This is a genomic window from Paenibacillus sp. NPDC058177, assembly GCF_042883835.1.
In the GTDB taxonomy this organism is placed as follows: Bacteria; Bacillota; Bacilli; order Paenibacillales; family Paenibacillaceae; genus Paenibacillus_AQ; species Paenibacillus_AQ agri.
The window spans coordinates 775,305-798,773 of the sequence record NZ_JBHVVB010000001.1 but is presented as its reverse complement, the minus strand read 5'-3'; the positions used below and the strand labels follow the sequence as shown (position 1 = coordinate 798,773).

21 protein-coding genes and 1 other annotated feature are annotated in these 23,469 nt (G+C 46.9%); of the genes, 2 read left to right on the top strand and 19 right to left on the bottom strand.

The features are described 5' to 3' along the window. Positions 1–362 precede the first annotated feature (362 nt). The 7 genes from ACFVU8_RS03780 to ACFVU8_RS03750 all read right to left on the bottom strand — a co-directional run bounded on the left by ACFVU8_RS03780 (position 363) and on the right by ACFVU8_RS03750 (position 7,952). Entirely contained in the window at positions 363–710 is a 348-nt protein-coding gene (locus ACFVU8_RS03780) for a DUF4260 domain-containing protein (protein ID WP_387425891.1), read from the bottom strand. A gap of 4 nt (positions 711–714) precedes the next feature. After that, a complete protein-coding gene (locus ACFVU8_RS03775; RefSeq protein WP_387425890.1) occupies positions 715–1,335 on the bottom strand; it encodes a TetR/AcrR family transcriptional regulator in 621 nt (206 codons plus the stop codon). A gap of 199 nt (positions 1,336–1,534) precedes the next feature. Continuing rightward, the gene (locus ACFVU8_RS03770; protein ID WP_387425889.1) at positions 1,535–3,814 is read right to left on the bottom strand and encodes a type IA DNA topoisomerase; all 2,280 of its coding nucleotides are present in this window, start codon (positions 3,812–3,814) and stop codon (positions 1,535–1,537) included. Between the two features lie 86 nt (positions 3,815–3,900). Further along, positions 3,901–4,683 (bottom strand): glutamate racemase, encoded by a 783-nt coding sequence (murI, locus tag ACFVU8_RS03765; RefSeq protein ID WP_387425888.1) that lies wholly within the window; start codon positions 4,681–4,683, stop codon positions 3,901–3,903. A 224-nt stretch (positions 4,684–4,907) separates the two neighbouring features. After that, entirely contained in the window at positions 4,908–5,990 is a 1,083-nt protein-coding gene (locus ACFVU8_RS03760) for a Gfo/Idh/MocA family protein (protein WP_379464155.1), read from the bottom strand. Further along, on the bottom strand, positions 5,987–6,925 hold the full coding sequence (locus ACFVU8_RS03755) for a helix-turn-helix domain-containing protein (RefSeq protein ID WP_379464157.1): 939 nt from the start codon (positions 6,923–6,925) through the stop codon (positions 5,987–5,989). Before ACFVU8_RS03755 ends, ACFVU8_RS03760 begins: the two co-directional genes overlap by 4 nt. 22 nt (positions 6,926–6,947) lie before the next feature. Further along, a complete protein-coding gene (locus ACFVU8_RS03750; protein ID WP_387425887.1) occupies positions 6,948–7,952 on the bottom strand; it encodes a Gfo/Idh/MocA family protein in 1,005 nt (334 codons plus the stop codon). Between the two features lie 293 nt (positions 7,953–8,245). Here ACFVU8_RS03750 and ACFVU8_RS03745 point away from each other — a divergent pair, with 293 nt between their 5' ends. Beyond that, positions 8,246–9,958: an alpha-keto acid decarboxylase family protein gene (locus tag ACFVU8_RS03745; RefSeq protein WP_387425886.1), complete on the top strand. Its 1,713-nt coding sequence runs from the start codon at positions 8,246–8,248 to the stop codon at positions 9,956–9,958. 186 nt (positions 9,959–10,144) lie between these two features. Here the strand turns inward: ACFVU8_RS03745 and ACFVU8_RS03740 are convergent, their stop codons facing one another. The 7 genes from ACFVU8_RS03740 to ACFVU8_RS03710 all read right to left on the bottom strand — a co-directional run bounded on the left by ACFVU8_RS03740 (position 10,145) and on the right by ACFVU8_RS03710 (position 16,558). Further along, positions 10,145–10,696, bottom strand: coding sequence for a hypothetical protein (locus tag ACFVU8_RS03740; RefSeq protein WP_387425885.1), 552 nt, complete (start codon positions 10,694–10,696; stop codon positions 10,145–10,147). A 239-nt stretch (positions 10,697–10,935) separates the two neighbouring features. Further along, the gene (locus ACFVU8_RS03735) at positions 10,936–11,127 is read right to left on the bottom strand and encodes a hypothetical protein (RefSeq protein ID WP_379464177.1); all 192 of its coding nucleotides are present in this window, start codon (positions 11,125–11,127) and stop codon (positions 10,936–10,938) included. Positions 11,128–11,225: 98 nt separating this feature from the next. Continuing rightward, positions 11,226–13,403, bottom strand: coding sequence for a serine hydrolase domain-containing protein (locus tag ACFVU8_RS03730; protein WP_387425884.1), 2,178 nt, complete (start codon positions 13,401–13,403; stop codon positions 11,226–11,228). Between the two features lie 25 nt (positions 13,404–13,428). Then, entirely contained in the window at positions 13,429–14,505 is a 1,077-nt protein-coding gene (locus ACFVU8_RS03725; RefSeq protein ID WP_387425883.1) for a DUF5808 domain-containing protein, read from the bottom strand. Beyond that, on the bottom strand, positions 14,502–14,903 hold the full coding sequence (locus tag ACFVU8_RS03720) for a GntR family transcriptional regulator (protein WP_387425882.1): 402 nt from the start codon (positions 14,901–14,903) through the stop codon (positions 14,502–14,504). The genes ACFVU8_RS03725 and ACFVU8_RS03720 overlap by 4 nt, the downstream gene beginning before the upstream one ends. A gap of 565 nt (positions 14,904–15,468) precedes the next feature. Further along, the gene (locus ACFVU8_RS03715; protein ID WP_066361606.1) at positions 15,469–15,993 is read right to left on the bottom strand and encodes a hypothetical protein; all 525 of its coding nucleotides are present in this window, start codon (positions 15,991–15,993) and stop codon (positions 15,469–15,471) included. 82 nt (positions 15,994–16,075) lie between these two features. Then, entirely contained in the window at positions 16,076–16,558 is a 483-nt protein-coding gene (locus ACFVU8_RS03710) for a DUF5412 family protein (RefSeq protein WP_066361608.1), read from the bottom strand. 237 nt (positions 16,559–16,795) lie between these two features. Between ACFVU8_RS03710 and ACFVU8_RS03705 the strand changes: the two genes are divergently transcribed. Beyond that, complete coding sequence (locus ACFVU8_RS03705) at positions 16,796–17,914, top strand: hypothetical protein (RefSeq protein WP_387425881.1); 1,119 nt, start codon at positions 16,796–16,798, stop codon at positions 17,912–17,914. Here the strand turns inward: ACFVU8_RS03705 and ACFVU8_RS03700 are convergent. The 5 genes from ACFVU8_RS03700 to ACFVU8_RS03680 form a co-directional block, all read right to left on the bottom strand. Continuing rightward, positions 17,844–18,191 (bottom strand): VOC family protein, encoded by a 348-nt coding sequence (locus ACFVU8_RS03700; RefSeq protein ID WP_066361611.1) that lies wholly within the window; start codon positions 18,189–18,191, stop codon positions 17,844–17,846. The genes ACFVU8_RS03705 and ACFVU8_RS03700 overlap by 71 nt on opposite strands. A 161-nt stretch (positions 18,192–18,352) precedes the next feature. Continuing rightward, the gene (locus ACFVU8_RS03695) at positions 18,353–19,159 is read right to left on the bottom strand and encodes a class I SAM-dependent methyltransferase (protein ID WP_387425880.1); all 807 of its coding nucleotides are present in this window, start codon (positions 19,157–19,159) and stop codon (positions 18,353–18,355) included. A 60-nt stretch (positions 19,160–19,219) separates the two neighbouring features. Next, positions 19,220–19,446, bottom strand: a binding site (T-box leader). Positions 19,447–19,634: 188 nt separating this feature from the next. Then, positions 19,635–21,335, bottom strand: coding sequence for a proline--tRNA ligase (locus tag ACFVU8_RS03690; RefSeq protein WP_387425879.1), 1,701 nt, complete (start codon positions 21,333–21,335; stop codon positions 19,635–19,637). 26 nt (positions 21,336–21,361) lie between these two features. After that, a complete protein-coding gene (locus ACFVU8_RS03685) occupies positions 21,362–21,535 on the bottom strand; it encodes a hypothetical protein (protein ID WP_387425878.1) in 174 nt (57 codons plus the stop codon). Between the two features lie 330 nt (positions 21,536–21,865). Next, positions 21,866–23,353, bottom strand: coding sequence for a glutamate synthase subunit beta (locus ACFVU8_RS03680; RefSeq protein WP_175373243.1), 1,488 nt, complete (start codon positions 23,351–23,353; stop codon positions 21,866–21,868). Positions 23,354–23,469 lie beyond the last annotated feature (116 nt).

Sequence of the window (23,469 nt, the reverse complement as noted above, 5' to 3'; positions counted from 1 at the left end):
AGGAATTGCTGCAGGCTGCAAAGATCCCAGCCACAAATGTAACGATCAGGGCAAGCAGCAACGGTGTACGAACGTCATTTTCGCTTTGACTGACCAGATGAGCTTGTTGTCGTTCATAAACAAGGATCATCCTTTCATGTTCATTTGAAAATCCACAATTAGGTATTCTCCAACTGATGCGAGATTTCCTCGTACATAGTTCTTCTTATGGTCATAACTTTGATTCGAAAACTTGACTCCTTGAGAAAGGAGTCTTTTCACTATGATTAAATATAAAGCTCTTTTAAGATGTGTTGTTTAGACAAAAAAGAACACCGAAGTAACCGGTGTCCTGATTTTGAAGTCTTCAATTTAAGCGAATGTTATAGTCTTTGAATATGTGTGTCTTTAAAAACCGTTTCATATTTCAATCCAAAGCCCATCATTCGGTCCATACCGATATGAACCATCCAGATGAAGCCGATCATCATGAGAAAATCGACCGAGAAAACCAGTCCTAGCAGTAATAATAGCAAAGGCGTAACGAACGTATGGGCAAAATTATACACATACGCTCCAGTCTTATTGCTGACCACATATCCGATCATGGACAGGTCGGGCAACATTAATAGCAGCAGGAAGACGGCCCAGCTGTATCCGTTGGAAAAGTACAAATAGGTGCCTAGGACCAGCACGACCAGTCCTTCGACTCTAATCAAGTTCTTAGTCATGGTTTTATTCTCCTTTCTCCTGTGCTGCAGAACGAATTCCGTCAAGCATCCATCCGATTCCCTGTGACACCTGCTCGTAGGAGAGCGGCTCCGGAGACAGCGGTACAGGAGCTTGAAGCATCAATCCGTCGAAAACGGCCTGGATCAGTGCTGCAAAAGTCTCCTTTTCGCTCTGGTTCAGCTGCAGCCCCATGCGATCGATGATCTCTATAATGCCCGACTTCATTTCCTTGTATAGTTCCAGCAGCTCTTTGGCGAGCTTCTCGTTGTTCACGCTCTCCGTCCAAAGGCTGATCAATAATGTGAACCACTCCGGGTTTTCTTTTCGAAATTCAACCACATGGCGCAACCCCTGCTGAAGAAGCTCAGCTGGAGATAGGTGCAAATCCAACTTCGCAAAGGCCGCCTTCATTCCTTGATTGATCATCCACTCCCTGACCACTTCGACCAGCAGTGTTTCTTTAGTGCTGAAATGGTATCCGATCAGTCCTTGAGCCACTCCCGCCTTAGCCGCTATGTCTTTCATCGTCGCTTTCGTGTAGCCCACCTGTCCGAATAATGTGAATGCCGCTTGCATGATGGCACTTCTTCGTTCGTCCTGGTTGGACGGTTGTGTTTTAGTCATTGCTCGCTCACTCCAATACTGTTTGGTTGAACAGTCAGTTGTTATGCATCTATCTTAAAACTGTTTGTTCGAACAGTCAATAATTTTTGTGTAGTAAACGAAAAAATCCTCCTCAAATCAATCTGAGGAAGATTATTTCATGTTTTATAGGTCGCCGCAGATGTGAAATTCCACATGCTTGATATGTTTTAATGAGGACTTATTCCACAGCTAATTGCCCCGTGGCACTGTTGGCCAACACCAGCTTGCCCTCCAGCGGAGAGCCATCTTCGGCGGTGAGCTTTAGCTTACCCGTCTTACCTTTTTCGATCAAAGCTTTGACCTGAGTGTCCGTCAGACTGCGTCCATAGCATTCTTTCCAGATCACGAACTTGCAGCCTTCTTTGTAATGAGAGCAGCCGTATCCTTTGCGCCCCATAAAAATCATACCGCCGCAGCCCGGATTTGGACATTGGCCGATGATCTTCGGCCCGGTTTCAGCGGACGCTTGGGCAGGAGCAGTTTTAGTCCGGCTGCCGCTTGCCCCGCCCTCGCCTTCCGTCTTGCGCTTGCGCGGAGCCGCTGCCTTGCTCTCCGTCTTCCGAGCGGCTCCGCTCCGGCTTTTACCACTTACAGCAGGCGTCTCTCCTTCAAACGAAGTCTTGTCCGCGCGAGATTGCACCTTAACCTTCGTCACGATCATCGTGGCGAATTTCTTGACATTCTCCATAAACTGATTATCCGACGCTGTACCACGTGAGATTTCCGTCAGCCGCCGTTCCCATTGTCCGGTCATCTCTGGCGAGGTCAGCAGCTCAATACCGGCACCGCGGATCAGTTCGATCGCAGTTCGGCCTTTTTGAGTAATCGCAATTTTCTTTCCTTGCATTTCCACGTATCCGACATTCTTGAGTCGTTCAATCGTAGCCGCACGTGTGGCTGGTGTCCCCAGACCCGAATCCTTCATCGCATCACGTAGTTCTTCATCCTCAATCTGCTTCCCGGCACTCTCCATCGCTTTAAGCAATGTTCCCTCTGTGTAATGCTTGGGCGGCTGCGTGTCCTTCTCTTTCACAATGGCATCACTGCAGGTCAATGGATGGGATGGAGCGACTGAGAACGGCTCATTCACTTCGATCTCTTCCTCTTCTTCCTCGTCCTTACCTTTGCCTTTGGAAGTCTTCGCCTTGTCCTTCTTCTGGTCGGCATAAATAACCTTCCATCCCAGGCTCAGCAGTTCCTTGACCGTGGTTTTGAATTTCTCGTTCTCTACCTCTGTAATGACAGTATGTACCTTATATTCCGCCGCCGGGTAGAACTGTGACAGGAAACGACGAACGATGAGATCATACAGCTTCTGCTCATCCGCACTGAGTCCTGAAGCTTTGCGATTAGTGGGCAGGATGGCATGGTGGTCCTCGACCTTCGCCGGATTACAAATGAATTTGTTGCCTTTGTGCACCAGATTCCGGTTAGCCCCCTTCACCCATTCGTCATAGGCCGTGCCTTGCAGCGCAGACAAGGTCTTATGCATCTCGGGAATGTTCTGTTCGGTCACATAGTTGGAGTTCGTCCGCGGATACGAGATGACTTTATGCTTTTCATAGAGCGCCTGCGCGACATCCAGCGTTTTTTTGGCCGAAAAAGCGTACTTGCCGTTCGCTTCCCGCTGCAGCAGCGTCAAATCATACAGCTTGTTCGGATACTCCTTGGTCTCTTTGACCTCGTAGGAAGCAATCCGTCCCGGCTTGCCCTTCACCTTAGCGGCTAATGCCTCAGCCTTCGCCCCGTCGGTCATGCGTTCGCCCTGCCACATACCTTTATACGTCATCTCACCCTGCGTAAAATGCCCTTCCACTTCAAAAAACTTCAGCGATGAGAAGGCCTCAATGGTCTTCTGCCGGTCATAAATAAGCGCCAGTACGGGAGTTTGTACTCTGCCCACCGACAACAGCACATTGTGCTTCGTCGTAAATGCGCGGGAGCCGTTCATGCCAATCAGCCAGTCGGCTTCACTGCGCGCTTTTGCCGCCTTGGTCAGATTCTCGTATTCGGCCCCGTCCTTCAGCTCCTGAAAGCCCTTGCGGATCGTTTCCGGCGTCAAATCAGAGATCCACAGGCGCTTAACGGGATGTTTAAGCTTCAGGTGCCGTTGAATGAGCGAAAAGATATGTTGCCCTTCCCGCCCGGCATCGCAGGAGTTTACCAGCAGATTGCTCCGTTTCGCCAGCTCCGCAATCACCTTAAGCTGATCCATCGTTCTGGAATTTGGTACCAGCTTGAATTCATCGGGAATAATCGGCAGATCATTAATGTTCCATTTTTTGTATTTAACATCGTAGGCATCGGGTTCAGCCAAGCCGATCAAATGACCGATCGCCCAGGTAATAATGTACTGCTCCCCTTCTAGATAGGAACGGTGATTTTTGGCCTTCGGTTCTATTGCGGCGGCGATATTCCGCCCCATATCCGGTTTTTCCGCAATAATAAGTGTCTTCAAAAATATTCGCTCCTTACGTCTCTCGTTTCCTCCACAATACGTCCAGTAGTCTATTATACCACTATGTCCCTCTACTTTTCAGCGATTCAGACATGAATCTGGTCCAATCTTTTTAATAACCGCCCGTATTTCTCCAGCTCAGCTGCTGCCTTTACCCTGACTCCTGATTGATAAAACTCCAGATTACCGCTGCCCTTATGCAGATCTCCCGCTTCTGCCAGCGTTCTTTTAAGATGCTTAACCGTTCCTCTGTTTCCATCAATAATATGGATACCTTCCGGAAGCAGCTTTCTGAACATATCCTTGTAGAAAGAGAAATGAGTGCAGCCTAAAACCACCGTCTCATAGTGGCTCCAATCATAACCTTGCAGCTGTTCCCTAAGATAAGGCAGAACGACTTCCTCACTAAATTCCAATTCCTCCGCAAAATGAACGAGAGCCGGGAGCGCCAGCAAATCAACGATATGTTCGTTATCCAGCTTAGTTATTAAATTTTGCAGCTTCTCTTCCTTCAGTGTAAGAGCCGTGGCGGTTACCAGAACACGCGTATTTCCCCTCCGATTGTGTTCAACCGCTGGCTTGACCGCGGGCTCCATACCGATGATCGGAATGTCGTAGTGTGCTCTTAGCTCGTCTATCGAGACGCTTGTAGCAGTATTGCAGGCAATCACCACTGCTTTGACCTGCTGTTCAACAATGAACTCTACGGCATTAGAAATATAGGTCCTTACTTCTTCTTTCGGCTTCGGACCGTAGGGAACATGCAGTGTATCGGCGTAATATATATAATCCTCCATGGGAAGCTGCTTTAAGGCCTCATGCAAAACCGTAATGCCGCCCACCCCGGAATCAAAAATTCCAATTCGCATTTCTAACCCTCCAATAATTAACGATATTAAATAAATTCTTCCCATTCTCCAAGATGAATTGCTTATATAGTATGAAACATGCCGATTCACAGTGCAAGCCCGCTTTCGAGGTCGGGACTTTCGTCCTGCATGATTACTACAACACCTATTTCCCTCTAAAAACAAAAGAACAGCACATCTCCCGTTGGCGGGAGACGTACTGTTCTGTGCTTATCCGGTGTCTTCTAGTCCAAGTAAACCGCTTGACCTGTACGAGCAGATTCATAGAGGGCTTCCAGGATCCGTGACACCACATAAGCCTGTTCAGGCGTGACGACTGGATCTTTGTCCTCTTCAATCGCTTCAATCCATTTTCTCATCTCGATGTCCGGCGCACTTTCTTCACGGCCTTCGTAGAAGGCTACTCCGCCAGCGCTCAGTTCAACTTCATTCGTGTATAAGCGGCCGTACTTCTCGCCGTTGATGCGCAGACCGTTCTTCATGTCCGCCCCGGCTTCCGTTCCGCTCAGACTACATTTTGCCTCATCTACTTCGAGGGAGTTCAGCGCCCAGCTGGATTCCAGCATAATCGTCGCTCCGTTCTCCATCACGATCATGCCAAACGCCGAATCTTCTACTTTGAACTGGCTCGGGTCCCAAGGTCCCCAGGCATTGGCTGCATTTTCTCTCTTGGAAAGCTCATGATACTTCGTGCCAAGCACTACCTTAGGTTTATAATTGTCCATCATCCATAAGGTCAAATCCAGTGCGTGGGTGCCGATATCAATCAGCGGCCCGCCGCCTTGCTTCTCCTCATCCAGAAAGACACCCCAGGTCGGGACAGCTCTCCGGCGGATCGCGTGAGCCTTAGCCATGTAGATATGGCCGAGCTCGCCTTCTTCGCAAAGCTTTTTCAAATACAAGCTGTCTTCTCTGAAACGGTTATTATAACCGATAGTCAGTTTCTTGCCAGTCCGTTTAGCTGCTTCCACCATCGCTTTGGCTTCCTCGGAGGTCTTGGCCATTGGCTTCTCGCACATCACATGCTTGCCGGCTTCGAGCCCTGCGATGGAGATTTCAGCATGAGAGATATTTGGTGTTAGGACATGCACAATGTCAATCGAAGCGTCCTGCAAGAGTTCCTGATAGTCCGTATAGACCTTGGCATCTACGGCTCCATACTTGGCTGCTGCTTCTTCCGCCCGTTCCCCTACGATATCGCAAAAAGCTACCAGCTCAACGTTCGCAAGCTTACTTAAACTCGGCAAATGCTTTCCATTAGCGATCCCGCCGCAGCCAATAATTCCAACCTTGTATACTTTGCTCATATCCATTCTCCCTCACTAGTAGTTTGCTGTTTCATGTTACGATACACCGCGGGCGTCAACCCCATGCGTTTGCGAAAAACGGCATGCAGGTAGTTCGCATTCGTAAAGCCCGCTGCCTGCGCAATCTGCTCAATCGGGTACGTACTCTCCTCCAGATTGCGACATACCGCCTGCAACCTAATATCTTCCAAAACCCTGCTAAATGGCCGTTTCGGATCAGCCTGATTGAAAATCCGCTGCAGCTGCCTGCTGCTGATGTTCAGTTTCTCTGCTACATTGTCCAGTGTGACAGCCGACGAATGGTTCGCTTCCATGTACTGGACGGCATACTCATAGCGATAGGTCGACATATCCCGGACTGGGGCTTCACTCACGATCTCGCCTGTATCATAGGCTCTTGCTGCTTTGATCAGAATGCTGATAACCAGGTGCCTAATCGATGTATAGTAGCCGATGAGCTTTCCATCACAGGCTGTATAAGCTTCCAAAAAACATTTCATCGCCTGATGATAATCATACGCCGGTGTCAAGGGCAGCGCCCGGAGCTTCGCGACGAATTCTTCGGCTTCTGCAGCCTCCCATGGATCTACATCTTCCCTCGGCTTCTCTACAATGTCCACATGCAGACACAACTCTTCCATGGACTCTTCGGAGTCGGCCTCCTGGTAATGAACGAGCCCCGGTCCGGTCATATATAGCATCCCTTCGGACAACGGGTACATTTGATCGCCGAGAATAACCTTCCCTTTTCCTCTCGGGATAAAATGAAATTCGAATTCAGCATGAACGTGGAAATCAATGATCTTACCTGGTGGAAAAGAGGTCAGGTGAAACCGCAGCACCCGAATCTCATAATGTCCCCACGGGATGGTGAGATCCAGCCGCTCCAGAAGTTCATGCTTCTCGAACATGATCTCGAAAGGAAATTTATTCATTGTAAGCGTCCTCCCAAAGGCATTAGGAGCCGAGTTCTTCCAGCTTGATCTTACGTCCTTCCTGGACGGAGCGATTCGCCGCTTCCATCAGAGAAGTAAGCTCGGTGGCTATTGCCAGGTTCTCTTCAGCCAGCGTATTCCCCCGAATGTGGCCAACCCACTGATGGAACGCACTCTCCCGGTTATCCGGCAGTGTCAGCTCATTCCACTCTGGCGAATCCTGTGAACCGACATTTGTCTTGAGTAGAAGTTTGGCCTCCGGCGTTCCGAACAAAAGAGTCCCTTCAATTCCATGCACTTCAATGGTAAACGGCGAATGACTGTTCACGAATCCGGCTTCCACCACACCAATTGCACCTGATTCGGTATGCAAAGTAGCCACCGCATTGTCTTCCACTTCCTTACCGGTCACATAACCAAAGTTAGCGCTTACACCAGTGATTTTCTCCCCTAGGAACAAACGGGTCAGATACATTGGGTGACAACCCAAATCGATCAATGCACCGCCCTGACATTGCTCCAGATTGTAGAAATGAGATGGCAACCAGTTCGCCGTGGCCCCGTTGTGGGACAAACGAACTCTAACGTATGTGATTTTACCCAGTAATTTCTGTTCCAGGACCTCTTGTATCTTCAAAGTATACGCATCATTTAGACGAGGCAGCGAAACCGTCAGCTTGACCTTATTATCGTTAACAGCAGCAAGGATATGATTGGCTTCCTTTTGCGTGGAGGCGATCACTTTTTCCGTGAAAATATGTTTGCCCGCCTTGGCCGCAGCCAGTATAACCTCTTCATGCCGATTCGTCGGCGCATCTACAATTACGGCATCAATATCTTCTTGTGCCAGCATTTCATCCAGGGATTCAAAAAAAGGAACATTCAGTTTCGCAGCAGCCTCTGCCCCGCGCTCAGCATCTTCATCCCACACCGCAGCGATAACGGTATCTTCATGCTCTTGGGCTTGTTTGACATAGTCCCAGGCATGGACGTGCCAAAAACTGATTTTGCCAATTCTAATGGTCATTTCGCTTGGCCTCCAAGTATATATTATTCTGACATCCACCTATAAGGTATCACATCTTCTGGGCATTTTTAATAGGAATATGCGACACCTACTATATAAAATTACGACGCACTTCCGAAAATATAATTCCACTCATAAAAAACCTCAAACAACTGGCGAAGTCTTTCGCCTATTGTATGTAAGAGAAATCAGGTCAGGTGGGCGGCCTGTAGGGACCTGTACCTTAGTGAATAACTAGCACTGCGAAGGGAAAGTTATTCAAAAAACTTGTCTTGATAGGGAGTGAGCAAGAGATGGTAATGAAAACAGCGGTGGGCAGCTCTAACCCGATAACTGGAACATCGCAAAAAACACTTGGCCAGTATTTGTTCGATTGCCTGAAGCTGGAGGGGATTACCGAAATTTTCGGCGTTGCTGGAGACTATAATTTCACACTACTGGATGCACTGGAGCAGTATAACGGGGTTAACTTTATTAGTGGACGAAACGAATTGAACTCAGGCTATGCAGCGGATGGGTATGCAAGAATCAAAGGTCTCTCCGCTCTTATCACGACTTTCGGGGTGGGGGAGCTCAGTGCCTGCAATGCAATCGCGGGAGCTAACAGTGAGCATGTGCCGCTGATTCACATCGTAGGTGCACCTCCCGAGAAGGATCAACAAGCACACAAGCTGATGCACCACACGTTGATGAATGGAGATTTCGACGTCTTCCACAAAGTGTATGAACTGATTACAGCTTACACCGTGAAATTGACGCCAGAAAACGCCGAAATTGAAATTCCTGCCGCCATTCGCATCGCCAAGGAAAAGAAAAAACCGGTATATCTGGTTGTGGCTGATGATCTGGTGACCAAGCCGGTCATTACTCGCCAAGAGCCCGTTCTTCCGCGTCCAGCGTCCAATCTGAAAACCCTTCAAGCAGCAACAGAACATGTCCGCCAGTTATTAGAGCGTGCCCACCGTCCAGTCATTCTCGTTGATGTCAAAACAATGCGTTTTGGCCTGGAGACAGCGGTTCGGCGGTTGGCCGACACCATGGATGTACCCGTAGCGACAATGATGTTCGGAAAAGGGGCATTCGACGAAACCCATCCCAATTATATTGGGATGTACGAAGGCTCCTTCGGAAGTTCTGAAGTTCAAGCCACGGTAGAAAATGCAGACTGTATCCTTGCGATAGGCTTGGTATTGGCGGACAACAACACTGCGAATTTCACTGCGAAGCTGAACCCACTGGTGACAGTCGATATTCAACCGGATAAGGTTAAGGCCGCAGAAGCGGAAAATCCGAATGTGTTCGCTGCTGACATGTTGCTAGCGTTACAGAAGGTCGGTTACAAAGGCCAAGGCTTGGCTGGAAACCCGACATTCCCATACGACCAAATCACCGGCGGGACCGATGATCCACTAACGGCGGCCATTTATTATCCTCGTATTCAGCAGATGCTGAAAGAGGGAGATATTGTGATTGCCGAGACCGGTACGTTTTACAACGGAATGGCGCAAGTAAGACTGCCGCGCAATGTAACGTATATTGCTCAGGGAGGCTGGGAGTCCATCGGTTATGCCACACCCTCGGCATTTGGTGCCTGTATCGCTGCCCCGGACCGACGGGTGTTGTTATTTACAGGTGATGGCTCCTTACAGCTAACAGCCCAAGAGATTAGCTCCATGCTCTATTATGAATGCAAGCCTATTATCTTCATCTTGAATAACGATGGTTATACGATCGAGAAATATTTAAATGTCAAAACAGAGAAGCAGCAATATAACAAAATTCCGCGCTGGTCATACACGAAGCTGGCCGAAGCTTTTGGAGGCGATGCATTCACCGTGACTGTCCGGTCCTATGGGGAGCTTGACCAGGCTATAATCCAGGCGGAGAAGGAACGTGCCGAAAGACTCTGTATCATTGAAATGATCGCCGCCGATCCCATGGATGCACCCGAAAATATGCGCCGGATGCGCAACTATTTGGAAATGCAGGAGAAGCAGCAACGCTAGAATTAGAATCATATGATTAGTTAGTTATTTCAAAATAAGACCGGATAAGCCCCTGAATCGAGCTTATCCGGTCTCTCCTATTTCCGCTATTGCGGTTACATCAGGATATCAATATAAAGCCGCCCCAAGTAAGGTGGTTTAGTTGAACTATCTTTCCGCGTTAGTTCAATGTTTGGATACAGATTTTTAGTAGATTACTGTATTGTTTGCATCGTAAAAAGTTAATTCAGCAGGGAAAGTTTTTTTCAAATCACTTGGTAGCTTCTTATACTTTACAAACATTTCGTCTTTAGAAATATCTGTTGTAAAACTAAATTCTCCATGTATTAATTTAGTAGTTATATGATTAATTTTCAAACTGGGATTTTTTCCGACTAAAATACCATACATACCTTCATTTGTCCGTATATTTTCATACGAGACTACATTAGATCCATATCCTGCTAGCTCAATCTTGAAGTTCCCATTCAATCCTTTAATCAATTGCGAGTATCCTATATCATCATTTTCCAACTGAAATAATGCGATGTATGAATTTGAATGATTTAGTCGCACGACCTTTATAAGGTTAGCACTAATTTGTTCTTTGTCCCCTCTATTTAGCCAACTATTCAAATTAGATTGAATAGAAACATTTGAGTCATCAATATGATATTGATTAAAATAATGCAATGAATACCCAATACAAAAGACTATAAGAAATACAGAAAAATATATCACCTTTTTGACTCTACACATTTAAACACCTCCAAAAAATGTTGACTTCTTAGCATCGTTGATGGTCTTCACCACGGAGGTAACCGGGATTCATGAATATTCTATTCTTCATATTTTAACCCGAATCAGACAAAAAAAAAGGAGATGGTTTAAAATCGCCCCCTTCCATCGGACAAACGGAAGCTTAACGAAACAATGCCTTGAATGGGCTCACAGAAGATCATTTATAGACATGAAAAAAGCACCCGAAGGTGCTATTCTTACTCCTCGTACCATATTAGCGCATTTGCCTTATCTCCAGAAGAAGATAGTTGAATGTTTTTAACGTTTTTCCTCTTGTTGTTGCTCAACCATGAATTAATTTTATTTTCTACCTCCTGTTCTACGGTCGTAAGAAAAACATCCTGTGACGATACAGTTATAATTATCACTTTTTCTCTTTTCTCACTCATCTCGCCACCTCCATTCGACAATTATAATTCGACAATTAGGAAGGTTTTCCCTTCTGGTATCCTATATCTTTGCCAGTTATTAAATGCCTATTACGAAGTTACTGAGCGGAAATCTCGAACTTCGTGCCGGCATCTCCGGCGAAAATAATCGATCCTCCCGCGGGCAATACAACCGGATCCTTGCTTCCGATGACACTGAAGTAGATGCATGTTCCCTTCACATCATAAACAGCGAAGGAGGCGTTCGAGGACATGTTCACCTGGGCGGTCTTGCCCCCGTCTGTGTCGCTTATCGTATACCATCTGGCGTATCCGTCGGGCGGAATCGTAACGATAGACTTCTTATCGAAGTTAAAAGGCTTCACGGCGTCCTCGTTCACAAAGATTATTCCGCCTTGATCCAGGTACTCAACGCCTTCCTGCGTAAAGAACGTTAACCCTGAGAGATCCCGCCCGTTCATTCCCGGAATTTGCAATTCGGAGACGGCCGTATCCGGGCCTGTAATTCGCTTATCTAGCACATACCCCGGCAATTGTTTCGACACGTTCAATTGGGTTGGCGGCAACACCAAATAAAAGATCGACGAATACTTCTCATTCAGCAAATAATACTTCTTGCCGTCGCGCTGCATCCATGCTTTTTTTGTCTTTGCCGGAAGTTCTTGAGGCTGGAGCTTCTCGGCGCTATACTCTGACATTGCCGTCTGCCCAAGACCCGGTAACGAAATGTATCGACGAAGCCATTGGTAGGTGCGGCCGTTCTCCTCCGTCACGAAGCTGAACATCTCGTTCCCATCTACACTCCGGAACGTGCCGTCCGCCGAATACTCGTAGATCTGGGGCGGGTTACCAGGTAACTGCTCCGAAGTGACAGACATAACGCCGCCTTTGTTAATATCGATCTTAAACGTTCCAGTATATGCACCATAGATTCCCGCATACTTCAGCATGGACTCCGGCATATCAGCCTTTACCGGCACGCCGTAGGACTTCTCAGGATTGAATTCAGCAAGTATCCCTTTCTCCTTTAGCGCCTGAAGCAGGATTCCGTTCGCCAGAAGCTGGTCGTACGTGCTGCTCCCGCCAGAAGAGACGACGGCTGCAGCCATGTCCTGTTCGGGAAGCACAACGAGCGACGAGTGAATAAGAGGCGTGTCCCCTCCTTTGGTGAGTGCCTTTATCCCGTACTCGCTGAAGGGATACAGATTGACGCTGTCCCAGCCGAGACCGTATTCTAATGAGTTGTCCGCATCGTCAGGCCACAATGACGTCTTGTACTCGTCTTGCACCATAGCCGCAGCCGATTTGCCGGACAAGACTTCTTCCGCTCTCCCCGTGAAAATTTGCGAGAATACAGCCAAATCTTCAGCCGTGGAATAGATGCCCCCCGTTCCGATCACGTTAACCGACTGGTTGGGAAGTTGTCCTATGTAGGTAGGATAATAGAGTCCCGCCATCTTCGTTGTATCCGGAGAATCGAGCGGCGTCTCCGTATTGGCCATACCTAGAGGTTTCGTAATATATCGGTGGATATAAGAGGTAAAGTCCATACCGCTGACACGTTCGACCAGAATCTCGGCCAGCGTAAATCCGTCATTGCAGTAAACCGAGTAAGCACCCGGGTCCGCCTTCAAGGTCTGTCTGGCCAGTTGCTTCAGCAGTGTGTCGTGGGCGTAAGTATCGTTATCTTCAAGTAAAGAGGCGTACGTAATTGTCGATCCGTTCAGACCGGAAGAATGATTCAGCAGCATGCGCGGTGTAATCTGCTTGTAGCGTTCATCCTTCATCGTAAACTCGGGGATATACTGGACGACCGGCGTATCGAGATCGATTTCCCCTTGATCGACCAGTTGCATAACAGCAACCGTGGTAAACATTTTACTCGTCGAGCCGATCCCATACATCGTGTCTTTCGTGAGCGGCCTCTGTCCCTGCTCATCATTCTTGCCGGATTGACCGGATACGACGATGTTACCATGATCGATAATGGCGTACTGCACGCTGTTAGTATCGTAAGTTTTCGCCAGAAGATCTGCCTTCTCTTTTGCAACTTTCCGGGTAATTTCGTATGTAAGCCAAGCTTCGTTCGAAGGTGAGTCTATTGCCGCCACCGGCAGGGTTGTCGGAACTGCGACTGGTTCGATCACCTCAGACGTATTCAGTGCCTCTGCTATGTTCTGCATCTCAGATACTGGTGTGTTGTCGTCGCAAGCGGTTAACGGCAGAAGCAGACACAAGGATAGCACAGCTATAATTATCCATCGACTTTTAAACAATCGAATTCCCCCTCCGGATATTAAATTATTTATTCAAAATAGGAAGAAATAAGATAATTTCGATCACCGGAACGGTTATGATCGCGGCGACTATGATCTTACCAAGCGAATTGGCCATATTGATTGTCCAGCCGAAACCGTGAATGTTCGGAACGATCGACGCCGGATCTTCAGGGTTCACATAAATGCTGCCGAGCCACTTCCAGTGCCTTTCCTCCATCGACGGAACGTCCCTTAGCTGATCTATACCTTTGATTCGCAGGTAAATCATGACGCCGATCAGTGCCAAGAAGAGCACTGTACAAAGCAACATACCGGAGAGGAAAAGCAAATTCCCCCTCCAACCGTACAACGCTATGGCTTGCGCCACCCCTAAGAATACAACCATTAGGAGCGAAGCGGCCCAAGTCAGAATCGAATGAATTTTCTTGTGCTTCAACTGTTTTTGCAACGAACCTTTACGGTCCTGGGGATCCAGCGCTGTTCTGGCACGCTTGATCATCAGATTAATACCGACGAAAACGGTGATATTCAGCGCTTGCACGATGTTCAACGCGAACACGGTCCATACGGATTTGTAAAAGTCATACTTTCCGAGATGCAACCACCCCGGAATCGTATCCCACCTCGCAATAGCAAAGTAGATGCATAGCGCCATCACGGCGACATTTGCTGAATACCACCAAGAATTCAGCACCGCGTCCTGCGTCCGGCCAATCCCGAGGCTCGCTGCGCGCTTACTCTGCACGACAACCTGCCAGCCTCTTGCTGCCTTCAAGCGCTCCGCGGACCTCCGGCTGATCCACGTAGCGAAGAATGACGCAATCATTAAAAGCAAGAGGGCTGTCGTCCAAATCAGGAGACCCCGTACCGGTTGATGACGCACCCATAAAAAGCAAGCGCCTCCGATGACAACCGCAAAACCGCTGGTAAGCAAAGCGTAATTCCGGCGAATGACTCGGACGGCCGCGTCCTGCAAGGCCTCAACCGGCAACACAATGCCGAACAGCAGAGTCCGCAAGCCGATAAAGGCCTGTAAGCTGAGCAACAGCGTAAGCATCAAATAACTGCTGAACATTATGATCATGGCTTCTTGTTTCAACGTTTTTCCCCTCCACGATTGGTAATCATATCCCGGTACACCGACATGCTCTCCTGTGCAAATGCCTCTTCCGACATACCTCGCACCGCGGCGGCGGCGGCAAGAGACCGTAGCTGTCTCCTAAGCTTCTCTTCGAAATCCTCCGTCACGCCAGGCATCCCGTCGGGCTGAATGATAACGCCCTTCTTTCGGTGTACTTGAAGTAAGCCCTCTTGCTTGAGCAAATTGTAGGCTTTATTGACGGTGTGGAGATTGATTCCTAAGTCCTCCGCCAAGCTCCGGATCGACGGAAGCGGATCTCCCGGCTGCAAGGTACCAGAGGCGATCCCCTCTACAATTTGGTCAACCAGTTGTGCGTAAATTGGTGTTTCTGATTGCAGATCGAGTTCTATGAACAAAAATATCCCTCCTTATGGCAGTTGCTGTGTGTCTTCAAGAAGCGAGTGGAGCCGATATTGCCGTACAAATGCATATCGACTGCAAGTACGTTTGCCGTTATGTAAAAAAATGAGGGAGTCACAGCCTTCTGATACGGTCCAGCCTTGCGAGCGGCCACATGAACAGAGACATCGACGGTTTCTCGGCCTTCGGTAGCACTTCTAGGAAATAGGGTATTAGCAGCGCACCAGTAATGGCGTAGGCGATCATTATGTATGCGCGATATTGACATGTCGAAGTAGTTCTATATCGCATCACCTCCACATGTGTTATATTACATATATAACACATGTGGGAATGATATACAAGATTCAGATGTAAATTCTTCCATCTTGATGAGTTTGCTCAGATAAAGCACTAAAAGACCTGTTCTTAGCCTAATAAAAAACAGCAGCTGATTTATGGTCAGCTGCCGTGGCATCCTTGTTCAATTTTCCTGCGTATAAGCACAGCAAAGGCAACCGATCATTTAGATCGACTGCCTCCTCCTAATGCTTTTTTAGTTCTCATATCCAGTAAATTCAATCATTTAACTTCAATAACAAAAACTGCTGATGTATCACCTTTCGAAAATTTACCATCATCTGTTTTCCAGACCGCCGAAATCCCATAGTAATAAGTACCTTGTTCTTTGGGGGCGTTAAAAGCCCCCTTATTCAAAGGGATTTGTATTGTTTTATCATCGATAAATTGCTGAATATACAACTCATTAGGTGCTGGTTTATAAGCAAAAGAAACTTTAATGTCTCCTTCGGGAGTTATAGCAGTGGGAGTAACCTCCTTTAACATTGTACTTCCCCCTACATAATCTGCACATCCTAAACGGCCCCAGCAATAACTACTCTGGATAACTGGAATTTGAGTTTGCCCCGAAGTAACACTCGGTAGCGGTGGGGATTTTTTTATAATTTTAACCCCAACGCTCCTAGCGTATCCTTCAAGCCTTGTATTTGCTACAAGGTTTCCTGCAACAGGAGTTACATAGACGAGCACTACCAATGAAATTAAAAATCCCGTAGCAAGAATAATAAATGCCTTTTTCCGATACATTCCAAGCCCCCTATAGACGTGATTTTACCGTATTAGTACTTCATCTAACTTGAATATGTATTAAACTACTCTGCACGTCAGTTCAAAAACCAAGCAGCTTAAACATAAAACCCACCTTAATGTCCTCCGCTTGGTAGCAGTTTTCGAATTTCCCTTTAAGCAATAGACTTCGGCAAGCAGCTCCTGATTCTTCATAAATATCTGTATTTACATTCAAATCAATATTTCTATAGTCATTATATTTAGGACTTTCATTCTTTATAGAAAGGATGTCGGAGGGTTTCCAAGATAGCGAAAAATCATCTTTATGATTACTTGAATATACCTTTTTCTTATTACCAGTCTGCGTTTGTTCAACCTCGACAATATACATTACCCCACCTGCTGCACCGCCATACTCTAAATAATACGCGTTAGCATTATATTGACCATCTGGTGATTCTATGGGACCTAAAAATAATGTTGCATTATCAAGGCTTTTGAAACTATAAAAGTACCTATTATAGCCAATTAAAAGTAATATGCCGAAAATCAATAGTAAAATAACAAAATATCTTTTTTTCATATAATCCCCCAGTGTTGACTGGTCTAATATTTCTCCAATATTTTGAATACCAACAATATTTCCTATTAATCCATATTATTGTATTCTATAAACTAGCTATCAGCAAGATTGCTCTGGTTGAGACGCGGCGTAGTCAGGAACAGATAACTAAAATAGGCTCTAATCACTTTTGACGGTGAAATAGCGCCTGTAATAAATTTGTTACATAAACGTACTATTCACACAGGGGGAGAATGTATGACGATTAATGCTGCACGTTCATTGTTTGATGAGTATTGTCACTTCAAGGAAATTAACCCACTCAATACGGACGAGACGCTATTGTTAACGGCTAGGGATCAAGTATTGACTGACATCGCGTTGAACGGATACACCAAGGAAGCAGCCCGACTAATGCATCGGATCTTGAGCTTCCTAGGCGATGCAGGGTTACAGGAACGGGAACATCAATTGAGACTTTACCTGCGTGAACCTCTGGAGCGGGACGAACGGTTTTGGGCTCACTGGGAACTAGTTGATACATTAGCACTATTAAAAAAATGCAAGGAGACAGTAGCCGAACAACTCATGTTTCTGCATTGGACAAAGGCGAACTGTGAACCAAAAGCATGGCCAGCCGTTATGTTCGATGGTACACAAGCACATTGCTGGGCGTGCGTGAACAGAATGACCGAATGGTTTGATCTCTATTACAATATCATCAATTCGATAGAGTCAACTGAAGATAGCCGTAAGAACCGAGCGTCCTATATTAGGACAGCCGGCGAACATTTAGTATTCCACAATAAAATGGATGAAGCAATGAAAGAGTCAGAACGTCTAATGAAAGTCGTGGATGAGTCTGCACAATGGCCAGAGCGGGTTATTTTTTGGCTGGGCGCCACCACAATAAAGCTGGAGGTTTTTCGAAAAAAACAAGATTGGGAAAGCTACGATCAACAGGTACAGTCTATTATGGCTCTACTTGAAACGGACTCGCTTGATATAGAGAAGAAGAAGTTTATCGCTAATGATTTCGGAGCCTGTCTTTTATGGGCTGGTCGGTATCAGCAAGCACAGCTTTTATTCGAATCTAACATAAAACACGGCTCCGGTGGGATCACGCATTACTTTTTGGCAATATGCATCTGGTCATCGAAAAAAGATCGTACGCAAACACTGCATCATTTGGCCATGGCTGAAAATGAAGTTGTCAACAACCTGAACATGAGAGGCCGCTATATTGAGATGTTTAAGGAACAACCGGAATTTTCAGATATCTGGGATGACCAGGAATTTCTGTCCGTTATTTCTCCCATAGCTCGATCAGTCGACCTTCAGGATCTTCAATCCAAACAAACTTCCCAAATTCACTAATCTCTTCTTTCTTTGCAAGAGGGACGCCAATATGTTCAAGATGCTGAATAGTCTCGTTTAGATTATCTACTTGGAAATTTAACATCACTTGTTGTTCTATTGGAAAATAACTGTCATCCTCGGTAAAGAAAGAAAAGATAGTCTCATTTCCTAATTGGGGTTTGATCACAGTTCCGTTCCAATGATCTATTTCAATCTTCAACACTTCACTGTACCATTTTTTTATAACTTCAAGATTTTTCGTTCGCCAAAATATACCTCCGAAACCTTTTATCATCGTATTTAACTCCTGTCTGTCATCAATTTTTTAGCTATCCGATTACGATTACCTATTTAAAAGCTTCAATAACCTCAAATAACTCGTACACCGGAATTTTGTCTAAAAGCATTAACTCATAAACCATTCTACCTAATCCACTTAAGATTAAACCTGCAGGATCACTTTCTTCTCCCTATATATAGCAAATGAGATGATATTCCCAATACCGTAGGATCTTTAGCCATGGAAATGAGAAAATTAACCATTCTATCATACTCACCTTGGTCTGCCCAATACTGCTTTTGTTCATTTGAAAGCATTGCACCGATGCTGGAAGAACCAATTAAATCTATTGTATCGAATCCATTCTTCTCCATAAAAGGTTTTACTTCATCGATGTTAAAATAAAACGCTCCTGTAAATCGACCTTTATCATTATGATTGAACACCCCGGTCTCGTAGAACTCATTTATTGTATCCAAGTTATCATTGGGCTTCCAAAATAGTGGATTTTGTAAAGATGTAATTGTCATTCTCATCCGGCTTTGGAAAGCGACAAAAACGATGCCGTTCCGCTTTGTTACACGATGCAACTCCCTAATTGCTGATATTCGTTCCTCTTCCTTTTGTAAATGGTATAGAGGACCAAGCATCAAAGAAGCGTCATACATCTCGTCTGGTATCCCCTCTAAATGTGTTGCATTTAATACATGAAACCCATTAAACCGTTCTGTCAATCCTAATTCAGATACCTTCTGTTGCGCTATTTCAACTAACTTAGGTGTTAGGTCAGATAGCGTTACGTTATATCCAAGCTTCGCTAACTCAATTGAGTATTTACCTGGACCTGCGCCATTATCTAGTACAGTTCCGGACGAAGCTAAATACTGTTTTATATAATGCAGATTAATAGTAAACTCAAGCGGCTCCCTGTCCAGCCTCCCCCATTCATCAAACCGGGAGTAATAATCAATAACATTATCCATTGACCAAACACCTCTCTTTACAGTTTTTATGCAGAAAAAACAGAAAAAACCTATCGCCTACAAAGAGGCGACAGGTTTAACCTTCGCGGTACCACTCTTCTTGATCGTTGTTATAAGTAAAACGACAACGAATCTTAGAACCCGATTACGGAGGTTAGCCGTTAAGATCTACTAATGTTCGACCTTACCACTCATGGGTGAGTTGGGGGAACCATTGACTGTCTTGCACCAATCGACAGCTCTCTGGGCAATAGTTATTCCTTAATACTCCCAATCATTGCGTTTAATCATATTCTAATTGGACTTAGTATACATTTTACAAATATTACCTGTCAATAGAAACTTAATTTTAACTATTCTTCGCATTCAAACTCGTCAAAAGCACAATTCACCGCTTAATACTATTAGTTATGCGGTTCTCCTCGCTGACTGTACAGGAAATTATCATTTTACGCTTTAGTCTCATAACGCAAAATCAGCCCTGTCTAATCCGGAGTATGGCTTCCTCAAGACCCATGCTTTCCTTCGTCAGTACTTTGCGTTCAATAAGCTCTACCTGACCTTCAGCGGCTCCCTTACCGATCACGACGGTGAATGGGAGACCGATCAGCTCGGCATCCTTGAATTTCACGCCTGGACGCTCATCCCGGTCATCGAGCAGCACTTCTAGTCCTTGCTTACTCAGCACCGTGTAGAGATTCTCCGCAGCTGTGCGCTGAACTTCATCCTTCACCGACATTAGCAAAATGTGAACCTGGAATGGAGCCAACGCCGCTGGCCAGCTTATCCCATGGTCATCATGGTTCTGCTCCACTACGGCGGCCAGCAGCCGGGATATACCGATGCCGTAACAGCCCATGATCATGTCCTTGTTTTTGCCGGAAGGATCAAGATAGCGTGCACCCAGTTTTTCACTGTATTTGGTCCCCAGCTTGAAGACATGCCCGATTTCAATCCCCAGATGGAATTTTAGCTGTCCTGTGCCGCAACGCGGGCAGCTGTCTCCTTCCTCCACATTTCGGAAATCACCTACTTGATCCAGGCTGAAATCCCGACCAGGCACTACATAACGAAGATGGTAATCCACTTCGCCAGCGCCGGCTACCCCATGCGCCACAGCTGCTACCTCTGCATCGACGAGCAGCGGAATCAGCAGCCCGACAGGACCAATAAAGCCACTCTCTGTCCCCGCTGTTGCTTCAATACTCTCGTAGCTCACGAGCGTAATCTCCTCGGCTCCCACTGCTTTTTTCACCTTAATTTCATTGACTTCATGATCACCCCTGACCAGAACGGCAAATACTTTACCTGCGCCGGAATAGATCAGGGTCTTGATGATCTCCTGAGGCTGCAACCCCACTGCCGTAAGCTGCTCAATGGAGCGTAGGTCTGGCGTATGGAATTTCTCCATAGCTGGCAGATCTGCCACAACTTTCACCACTTGCTCACTTGTCTTTGCAGATTCGGCTTGCTCCAGATTCGCTGCATAATTACATGCCGTACAGGCAGCAACGGTATCTTCCCCGATATCTGCGAGTGCCATGAATTCATGACTGCCGCCTTCGCCGCCAATCGCTCCCGAATCCGCCTCCACCGCATGGAAGATCAGTCCGCAGCGTTCAAAAATCCGATGATACGCATTAAACATTGTCTGATAAGATTGGTCCAGACTCTCCCATCCGTTGTCGAAGGAGTAAGCATCCTTCATCAGGAACTCTCTTCCCCGCAGCAGTCCCGAGCGGGGACGACGTTCATCACGGAACTTGGTCTGAATCTGATACAGCGTAACCGGCAGCTTCCGGTAAGAGCTGATCTCGTTCCGTACCAATGTAGTGATAACTTCCTCATGCGTTGGACCGAGCACAAATTCCCGGTCATGGCGATCCTGCAGAGTGATCAACTCCTTGCCATATACCCCGAACCGCCCCGATTCCTGCCACAGTTCGGCAGGCTGCATCGCGGGCAGCAGTACTTCCTGGGCTCCCGCCTTGTCCATCTCTTCTCTCACAATGTTCTCCAACTTGTGCAGGACGCGCCGCCCAAGCGGCAGATAACTGTAAATCCCGGCGGCCAGCTGCCGGATATAACCGGCCCGCAGCAGCAGTCCATGGCTTGCTGTTTCCGCTTCTGCCGGAGCCTCTCGCAGAGTAGTAAGTAACAGATTGCTTTGACGCATGTTCATCATCCTCCCAGATACCTTTTTTAAAAGTTGTTCACTCTCTGACGGCTACCAGAACCTTCGCCAGAAAAACAAAAAGACGCATTCGTCAGGGACGAATGCGTCGTGATACCACCCTGTTTCAACTGCCGCAGACAATCGTGGCAGTCCTCCATCGGATAACGGCCGAGTCCGGCAGCGTTTGTACGTTCTCTCACGCTGCTGCTACCAAGGCAGGATGCACTCCGCTCGTTATGAGGAACCTTTCACCCGGTGGGTTCCCTCTCTGTTCCAACGATAATGGGACTGCAGATCCTTGGTCCATGCATTTTTCATATGATTACAAACTGAACAAAGTTCGACTTACATAGATTGTAATTAATCTATATGATCAAGTGGAATTCGTCAAGGAAAGGATTTTGATTTTAAAACGGCGGTAAACAATATCTAGAGCTGCTATGCAATACAAAAGAGACCGTCCCCCAGTTCTGATAACTGAAAAGACGGTCTCTTCGATTAAGAATATTTATGCTTTTATCATAGTACTCTTAGACAAGTACAGTGGAGCCCATCAGGAATTTGTCAACTTCACGGGCCGCTGCGCGACCTTCGTTAATTGCCCATACCACGAGGCTTTGTCCACGACGCATATCACCCGCAGCAAATACTTTTTCCACGTTGGTGTTGAACTTGCCATAACGTGCCTTCACGTTCGTGCGGCGGTCTGTTTCCAGGTTCAACGCTTGAACCAGATCTTGTTCAGGTCCGTCAAAACCAATTGCGATCAGCGCCAGCTGAGCAGGATAAACCGCTTCTGTGCCAGGCACTGGCTGGTAGATTTTGCGTCCGGTCTCATCAACCATCCGGCGGATTTGCACAGTGTGCAGCTCCTTCAAATTCCCCTCTTCATCCCCAACAAACTTAGTCGTCATGATCGAGAACTCACGCGGATCATCGCCGAATACTGCTTTGGCTTCCTGTTGTGCATAATCAAGGGTATACACATTCGGGAACTGTGGCCAAGGGTTAGCAATCTGGTCACGCTCCAGTGGAGCCTTCTCATGCGTACCAAACTGGGTGATGCTGTTACAGCCGTGGCGAAGCGATGTAGCAACACAGTCGGAACCAGTATCTCCACCGCCCAGAACAACAACATCCTTGCCGGCAGCCGATACGAAGTTGCCATCTTCCAGATTTGAGCTCAGATAGCTCTTGATCGTTCCGTTCAGGTAATCCATTGCATACATAACGCCCTTCAGATCACTGCCTTCGACGTTGAACTGACGCGCTTTGGTTGCTCCGCCGCAAAGTACGACTGCGTCGAACTCGTCCACCAGCTGTTGTGCCGGGATATCCTTACCAATCTCAGTGTTCACTACAAAGTTCACACCTTCAGCAGCAAGGAGATCCACACGACGCTGCACTACACGTTTATCCAGCTTCATAGTTGGAATACCGTAAGTCAGAAGTCCGCCGACACGATCGCTGCGCTCGTATACCGTAACGGTATGTCCCGCTTTGTTCAACTGTGCTGCTGCTGCCAGACCTGCCGGACCAGAACCAACGATTGCAACGGTCTTGCCCGTACGTTTCTCCGGAGGTGTCGGTACCACCCAGCCCTCTTCAAAGCCCTTGTCGATAATAGCTAGCTCAATAGTCTTGATCGTAACCGGCTGGCCAATCAGGCCGACCGTACATGAGCCTTCACAAGGAGCTGGACAGATACTGCCGGTGAATTCAGGAAAATTATTCGTCTTGTGCAGGCGCTCCAGCGCTTCCCGCCACAACCCGCGATACACCAGATTATTCCATTCCGGAATCAGGTTGTGTACAGGACAACCTGAGGTTCCGCCAGCCATATCAATACCGGTATGACAATAAGGGGTTCCGCAATCCATGCAGCGTGCACCCTGTGTCCGAAGCTCGTCCTCGGATAAATGGTGGTGGAACTCCTCCCAATCTTTTACCCGCTGCTCAGGATCACGATCACCTGGGAGCTGGCGTTTATACTCCATAAAACCTGTAGGTGTAGACATGTTTACGTTTCCCCCATCCGTTCTCTTCGTGTTGATATCTATAGTTTATTGTAGCATACCTGTGGCTTAATGATGTCGTGAACAGTGCAACTTTAGTCCTGTGCATTCTATCGTTT